Raw genomic sequence first — 7527 nt, forward strand, 5'->3', positions numbered from 1 at the left:
GTTTAGTTACCCATTAAAGGACGTTTAGTTACCCATTAAAGGACGTTTAGTTACCATTAAAGGACTATTTATAATTTGACCTTTAGATGACTTAATGTAATATGTCATTAAATACTTATGGATAAGATGGTTATGCACACTAAAAAAAACCTAGTCGTAAAAACTAATCAACTGAATCAGGCATTACAAACTTTATCATTGGCTGAAGTGCGAATTATTCAACTAGCCATAGTTGATGCTAGAGAGACAGCCACAGGATTAAGTACAGACAAGCCGTTACGAATTGATGCCACTCGTTATGCAGAGGTATTTGAAACTACACGGCAAAATGGCTATAAACGCATGAAAGAAGCTGAAGAAACCCTATTTAATAGACGTTTTACCTACCTTGATGATAATGGTAAGCCGATTAAAAGCCGTTGGTTGCAGCAGGTACAATATCATGATGGTGAGGGCGCAATAGAAATAGTATTTACTCTTGCTGTTGTAGAAGGTATCAGCCGTATCAATGGCTTAGAACAGTTTTTTACCTCGTATTTGCTAGAGCAAACGACACAGTTTGATAGTGTTTATTCAGTACGCCTTTATGAGTTATTGACGCAATGGCGCACAGCTAAAAAAACACCATGTTTTGAGATAGGGGTTTTTAGAGACCAGATGGGGCTAGGAATCAATGAATACAAAGCGATGTGTGATTTTAAGAAACGTGTTTTAGACCTTGCTACAGATGAGATTAACAAAAAATCGGATCTTAAAGTCAAATATGAGAACGTAAAAAAGGGACGCAAAATTATAGGTTTTACTTTCACTGTTCATGAAAAGCCAAAAGCTAAGACTGATGTAGTTAGTAAGGAGCGCGACGCCAGTACAGCAGATATGTTCACGGTTGATGGACTGAATGATAAGCAGCTAGGGCGTATTGCTCGTAACCCTGCTTTTATGGCGGAATACAATCATTTAGTAAGTCCTACCAGCCTAGCTGGACAGTCACAACAAGGATGGGAATTTGAAATGATTAACCGCCTTAAAAAAGACCCTACACAGTTTAATAAACGTCCTATCAAAGAATATCTTGAATACTAGGTCTGATGAGTGTGTTAGATGGGTTCGGTTCCCTAGTGAGGACTTGAACGCTAAGCTGTAATCTAATGGTATCAACGTTTTAACTCGCTGAAATAGTCACAGTGTGCTTATCATACATATTCTGTTCGTGATCGGTGCGATTCAGGTTAAGGAGAGCTGCGCCGCTATTCGTTTTTCCCATTCAGAGTTAGAAATGAAGCCAATATTTTCTGACTTTATTTCTTCTAAAATAGTATAACAAGCACTAAGCTGGTTAATAGTATTGATGATCTCAGTTTTTTGACGTTTCGCCTTAGTAAGTTTTTCGGAAATAGTAATTAAATCTTTATCAATATTGAGAGTGCCATTGAAATGATCATTCAGGTATCTTTTACATTCGTTAAGAGTAAAACCGATAGCTTGTGCGTCTTTAATCATTTTAATACGCTCAATACATTCAGGATGAAATTCGGTGTATAGGCGTGATCCTGCTTGGCGTTTTCGAGATTTCAGTAGTCCCATCTCATCGTAATGACGAATAGTATCTTTGGTTGTGTTAGCTTGTGTTGCTAAAGCTCCTATTAATAAAAATGATGTATCAGATTCCATACTATAACCTTAAAAATATAATTTTTATCTAGTTTTGAATAACTATACCGTAACCTATAAAATACTATTGGCTTCTGAATATGTTGTACCCCAAAACAGACGTAGTGCTTTTTCTATTGGTTTAAAAAATGGTAAAATCTTTATTTTTCCAGAGCCTACCACCCAAAGCTTCATTATCTGTGAACAGGCGATTAGTGATTTGCCTAATGAAACTATTGCAGATGTTGAGGGCTACCCCATTGAAGCCCAAAGTAACTATCAGCGACTAATGCGAACGGATAGCAACACCTTATATAATCATCAGGCAACATTTCATATATTTTCTTGTTTTCTGTGCTGATATCAAATTGCCTTTCAAGGCAACGCCTTAGTATCGATATCACGGTTGCGAGGTAGGGTAAGATAAGGGAAACGGCTCACCTTGGCCCGTATTTTTTTTTGTCGTTTGCCTGGATTACCCCAGATAACCTCTAAGGTGGTACCTTCGATAGCATACTCAGTTTCAATAACCGCCAAAGAAATCATACGACGGTAATAAAACGAATAAATACGTCCGCTTGAAATACCTATACTGCGATTATCGATCTGTACCTCATCTGCCACAACAATAGAACTCTGCGTTGTCCAAATAGGATTGGCTGGGAATTCCATGAACTCAAAAGACTCACCAGACTCAAAATAAGAGGCATAGATATCTTTAATATCGTCCGCATACCATTCAAGCGTTACAATTTTTTTTGCTTGCTGCTGCATGGCAACTTCAAGGGCGGCTCTGCCAATGAAGTCATGATCAAAGGTGATCATATGCCCCCAACCTAAATCGATAGGGTTAAAATAACGACGGGTGATATCGACACCTGCACTGCCTGGCAGTTTGGCAAGCAAAGCATCGTATTTGCCATTTAAATAGTCCATAAAGTCTTCATCTTGGGCCCAAGCAGGTAAAAAGTGGATAAAGGCTTGGGCAAAACCATTTTCCGTATGATTCATGCCGTAAGCACGCATCCCTAGACGAACTAAGTTAAACGGTTGTCCTGCTGCCATTAAGGCTTGATAAACCAATGGAGCATCTTTGATATCCCCATGCACTTCATACGCCAGTGTGCCTGCTACGCCCAACCGAAAAATCCGCACAGCAATACCTGTTGGTGGTAGTTCACCCCCGTAGATATGCACTGTGCGATGCCAAATAAATTTAATATCACTGAGGGATTCTTGGGTGGCTGCCTCAAGAATTTTCAAAGATAAGGGACCACCCAGTTGGAACAGAAAGGATTTGCCTGTCAAATCTTCGATATTGACATCATAGTTGCCACGACTGGCAATGTATTCTAGGTAAGGCGATAAAAAATATGATACGAATGCATTATCCTCTGTGCGAAGCAGCATACCATCCGCCATCACATTACCCTTATAGTTACACATCACGGCATGCTTTGATGCACCAACGCTAAATCGGCTAAAATCGTTGATACAATGATCGCGAAACAATGTTAATGCATCGGGTCCTGTGATGCGTGCAGGCATTGGCGGATTTAGCCCAGCGTGCAAGTAGCAGCTCTCTTTCCATGAAAGGACTTCTGTTTTCCAGTCCATAAATTGATAAGGATAAAGATGCCCAAACGCCACATTGTAATCGGCAACGTCTTTAAAAAAAGGAATATAAGGGCTATAGGGAATAGTATTCTCTTGCTTCATCGGTGACTCCCGTCATTAAGTAGCATGCGTCATCTCAAGTAATTGCTGTTTAAGGGCATGTAAATCTTTTTTGGTAGTGAGCTTGCCGCCGTGTAATAAATGGGTGAACCAAATGCCATCGGCTGCCATTCTAGCTACTTCAAGCTGTAGGCTGTTATCGGTCTTTTGATGCTTCACCATACGTCCTGCCATCCACACATCCCAACGCTCAACTAACTCAGGTCTAGCACACAGCGAAAATGTCAAAGCTGAAGATAATCTATCATCAATACAGGCAAAGAAAGTGGCATGGATATAGGCTCTAGTAAAACGACCATAATCGACTGTATCTTTAGCTAATAAATCGTCAAGCAACTTGTCAAGCATCGCTAATTCACGGTCAAATACAGCTTCAATTAGAGCCTTTTTATTGGGAAAATGATGAAATAAAGCTCCTTTAGTGACCCCTGCTTCAGTTGCCACCTTATCAATGCTTACCCCTGCAAAGCCGTGCGTAGTCATTAAACTTGCGGTACTTTGTAATAAGCGATGCCGCACCATGTCAGGGTTTTTTTTAGGTCTATTCAGGTTAGTCATTAGCCATGTCCACTCATTTTAGAAAAGCCATTAATCACCACTACTCCAATCACAATCAGTGCAATACCTACAATGGCCGCCATATCTGGTTTTTGCTTAAAGACCAAGACGCCAATAACCGTTGTTAAGATAATCCCGAGACCACCCCAAGTTGCATAAGCAATGCCAATGGGTAAGGTGCGTAATGCCTGTGCCAGCATAAAAAATGATCCTGCAAAAAATACCCCACAGATAAGAGTCGGCACAAGGCGAGTGAAATGCTCAGATTTGCCTAAAAACGTGGTAGCGATGACTTCAAGTACGATGGCAAAAAACAGAGCAGCATAGGATAAAAGCGAGTTCATAAAATTAACCAGTAGGAAAAAATCCTATTATACATACCAACTAGTTGGTATACATAATAAAATTTGTGACTTTTTTATGTTAAATTTCTTTAATGGGGTCAGCATAGAATCTGGAAAGATTAGCCCGCTAAGTAATTTCTTTGAGTTGATGAGCCAAAAGCAAAGCTCTCAAGCCATCTTGTTTTCTTTAAGTATATTACTAGTTTTTTCCCTGTACAGAACCTGAAGGGACTTGAAGTAGTGACACTACCTGCATTGATATTTACATGTGCAATAATTGGTGTAATGATATATGTCATTATGGCAGGCTATGCTCGACAATGATTAAAAAGCCCAAAATCTCGTTAGAATTTCAACTGAGCTGGCACATCGTTTATGGGACTTGCAGGAACTTGGCTAGTGGTCAAAAGTTAAGAAGTTTTACAGTTGCTATATACGGTTTACCTTCAGCTAAATTGATATCAGGTCTGTGAATAGAGTATACCCCAGCGGAACTAGCTATTTCACTCCAAAAACCTATTAACAGACTACTCAAAACAGACTGTCATTGTGGAACCACTTAAAACAGGCTAATCAAACACCTCTGAATGGCTACCCAGCCTAACAAAATCTACCGTATCGCTCTGAACACGGTAGATAAGCACCAAATCAGGCTTAATATGGCAATCCCTAAACCCTTTATGATTGCCGGTCAACGCATGGTCTTTGTATTTAGCCGGTAGCGGTATATCGTTCGTCAAACAATTAAGCACCTCGCCCCATGCAGGAGTGAGCAAGCTTAGATAATTCTTTTTGGCATCTCTCTTAAACTGACTGGATACTTCAATGGATCTCATCAGCCTCGCCTTCTAGCTCATCCATCAAATCACCAAAGCTATCGTACTTAGTGCCGTTACCGCTCGCGACCTCTGCAATAGCAGCAAGTGTTTGCGCGTTGAGCTTAGGTTGTTGATAGTCAAAAGACAGAGGAATCGCATTAGTATCGGCTACTTGGTTCAAGAACAGTCTTATGGCTTGTGAAGGCGTTAGACCATAGCTTTCAAGAACAGAGAAAGACCTATCTTTCAGATCCTGGTCAAGCCGTATATTATAATTAGTTGTAGTCATAGCAATCACCTTTCGCTTATATTCGTACCCCCAATATAAGCGAAAGGTGATTAAACCTCAATAACTTTAGCGTTCTATCTTCTCGCTAATCTAAGGGGTAATAGTCTGCTCATTTAATCCAGCAAGAAAATCATCAACCGTTTTCTCAATGCTTTTTTGCATGACATACAGATCAGAAGTGGAGTACTTCCCCAGCTGATTTCTTTCATCCATGACTTCAAACAGCTTGCTTCTGACCACTTCTTCGTGTGTTTTATCGTCAATCAACAGCAAATTAAGCTTCACGACAGCTCTATTGTAGGCTTCTTGAGTGGCTTCAAGTTGAAGGCTTTTATTGCTAGCTACTGATACACCGATCATGCTCATAAATAACTCCGCTACTAGAATCATCTGTAGCTACAGATGATTTTTTTAGGTTAATAAGTTGTTTGTACCAGCCTAAGATTATGCCAGTGAATGACGAGAAGTAACGCTCTTATAATCCCTTTTTTGTAGCAGATTTTACGACAGATAAAAGACCCGTTATTTTCTACCTAATTTAATGACTACACCATACGCACCCTAAAGGGACTGCCAAATAGCTGATATTGTTAGGTTTATTGAAATTGAAGTGTTTGCAAAGTGCAAACAAAATCGTTCTTAGTTATTGATTTATAAAGAAAAAAGGTGTTTACAATCTGTAAACAGCCAAGTTGAAAAACAGTGAAAAATAGCCCTTTTTTACCGCCTTTTGCTGCAAAAATCACGCTTTCCTAACAAGCGAATTTATGGTGTAGTAAGTACACTTTAGTAAAATAACACTCAATTATAGGAAAAAAATGGCGATGAACTATGCAATTTTGAGGACGGCAAAATTAAAGACGATGGGCAACATTGGTGGCAGTCTTGCACACAGCTACCGAATGATAGAAACGCCCAATGCTGACCCCAACCTCACCCCTAAAAATCATCATAGCGTTGCTACCCCTGAAGCCGTCAAACAGATAATAAAAGATCGACTTCCTGAAAAAAGACGCGCTGATGCGGTGCTATGTATTGAGTATTTGATCACCGCCAGTCCTGAATGGGAAGGTTGGGGAAAAAGCCAAGAAGCTGAATTTTTTAAGCGATCTGCTCAGTGGCTCATGGATAAACATGGAGAAGGAAATATTGCAGGTATGAGTATTCATCGGGACATAAGTACACCGCAGCTGGTCGCTTATGTCGTTCCTATTGACCAAAAAGGGAAGCTCAACTGTAAGGGTTTTCTAGGCGGCAGGGTTAAGTTAAATCAGATGCAAACCGATTTTGCCAACACGGTCGCTGATTTAGGGCTAACGAGGGGCAAGGAAGGCTCTAAAGCCAAACATACCAGCATCAAGGAGTATTACCACGACATCAATCACGCGCGAGATTTTAGTATTACGACCGTAGCGCCTAAGCCTGAAATGTTTGAAAGCAAGGCTAGATATGGGGAAAAGGTCACAATAGCCGTTATTGAGCAAGTAGAACCCACTGTGAAGGCAGCAAACAGCATCCTGATGGACTACGAGAAGGCTAGATTGGATAAAAACGTTGCGGAAGCGAGCTATGACACCCTTAAAAAACGTGTTGAGCCTTACCTAGTGGCAATTCAAGGTTTAAATCAAGAGGAAATCGCTAGATTGAATGAAGCAATGCAGCTAGAAAGCCGTAAAATCGCCATAGAGAGAGTTAAATATGAAAGGGCTAGGTATCTATCAAAATAGAGAATGAAGGCTGTTAAATCTAATTACGTAGGCATATAGAGTGGTTTCTATACCTCATTACTAAGGTTAAAGAAAAATAAAATCAATAGAATGCTAAAAAATTTATAAATTTTAAAAAACCTACTGCTTTGGATGAAGTCAAAAATAAACTGATAAATAATTTTGAAAGTGTTGATCGATTATCTGATCCAAAAGAGAACAAAAAAGCCTCTGATATTTCGAGGTAACTAGGGCTTTTTTCTTTTATCTTTTCAGTTAGTAAAAAAAATAAGAAAATGCTTTTAATGCTTTTAATGCTTTTAATAGCTTTTAAGCTCGCTGTAGCCCTTACTGTTACTGACTTTCAGACCCCATTAAAGGACGTTTAGTTACCCATTAAAGGACGTTTAGTTACCCATTAAAGG

Annotated in this window: 10 protein-coding genes; 3 read left to right on the forward strand and 7 right to left on the reverse strand. The window is 39.6% G+C overall.

Annotated features, from left to right (window positions below):
- Positions 1–132: 132 nt before the first annotated feature.
- Positions 133–1083, forward strand: a complete 951-nt coding sequence (gene repM / locus CZ794_RS04100; protein WP_084212265.1) for a replication initiation protein RepM — start codon at positions 133–135, stop codon at positions 1081–1083.
- A 141-nt stretch (positions 1084–1224) separates the two neighbouring features.
- On the opposite strand, the gene CZ794_RS04105 is transcribed toward repM, so the two are convergent.
- Entirely contained in the window at positions 1225–1671 is a 447-nt protein-coding gene (locus tag CZ794_RS04105) for a MerR family transcriptional regulator (RefSeq protein WP_025651139.1), read from the reverse strand.
- 34 nt (positions 1672–1705) lie between these two features.
- Here CZ794_RS04105 and CZ794_RS14260 point away from each other — a divergent pair, with 34 nt between their 5' ends.
- The gene (locus CZ794_RS14260) at positions 1706–2011 is read left to right on the forward strand and encodes a DNA cytosine methyltransferase (protein WP_143515699.1); all 306 of its coding nucleotides are present in this window, start codon (positions 1706–1708) and stop codon (positions 2009–2011) included.
- Between the two features lie 14 nt (positions 2012–2025).
- Here the strand turns inward: CZ794_RS14260 and CZ794_RS04110 are convergent, their stop codons facing one another.
- From CZ794_RS04110 to CZ794_RS04135, 6 genes are all read right to left on the reverse strand, one after another.
- A complete protein-coding gene (locus CZ794_RS04110; RefSeq protein ID WP_025651148.1) occupies positions 2026–3369 on the reverse strand; it encodes an aminomethyltransferase family protein in 1344 nt (447 codons plus the stop codon).
- A gap of 15 nt (positions 3370–3384) precedes the next feature.
- Complete coding sequence (locus tag CZ794_RS04115; RefSeq protein ID WP_025651147.1) at positions 3385–3945, reverse strand: TetR/AcrR family transcriptional regulator; 561 nt, start codon at positions 3943–3945, stop codon at positions 3385–3387.
- Positions 3945–4289: a multidrug efflux SMR transporter gene (locus tag CZ794_RS04120; protein ID WP_087040376.1), complete on the reverse strand. Its 345-nt coding sequence runs from the start codon at positions 4287–4289 to the stop codon at positions 3945–3947. The genes CZ794_RS04115 and CZ794_RS04120 overlap by 1 nt, the downstream gene beginning before the upstream one ends.
- Positions 4290–4858: 569 nt before the next feature.
- Positions 4859–5125: a type II toxin-antitoxin system YafQ family toxin gene (locus CZ794_RS04125; protein ID WP_015060936.1), complete on the reverse strand. Its 267-nt coding sequence runs from the start codon at positions 5123–5125 to the stop codon at positions 4859–4861.
- Entirely contained in the window at positions 5112–5396 is a 285-nt protein-coding gene (locus tag CZ794_RS04130) for a type II toxin-antitoxin system RelB/DinJ family antitoxin (protein WP_025651143.1), read from the reverse strand. The genes CZ794_RS04125 and CZ794_RS04130 overlap by 14 nt, the downstream gene beginning before the upstream one ends.
- A gap of 90 nt (positions 5397–5486) precedes the next feature.
- Positions 5487–5762, reverse strand: a complete 276-nt coding sequence (locus CZ794_RS04135; protein WP_087040377.1) for a hypothetical protein — start codon at positions 5760–5762, stop codon at positions 5487–5489.
- Positions 5763–6214: 452 nt separating this feature from the next.
- On the opposite strand from CZ794_RS04135, the gene mobV reads away from it, so the two are divergent.
- A complete protein-coding gene (gene mobV, locus CZ794_RS04140; protein ID WP_227502687.1) occupies positions 6215–7123 on the forward strand; it encodes a MobV family relaxase in 909 nt (302 codons plus the stop codon).
- Positions 7124–7527: the final 404 nt, after the last annotated feature.

Source organism: Psychrobacter sp. JB385 (assembly GCF_900163785.1).
Taxonomy (GTDB): domain Bacteria; phylum Pseudomonadota; class Gammaproteobacteria; order Pseudomonadales; family Moraxellaceae; genus Psychrobacter.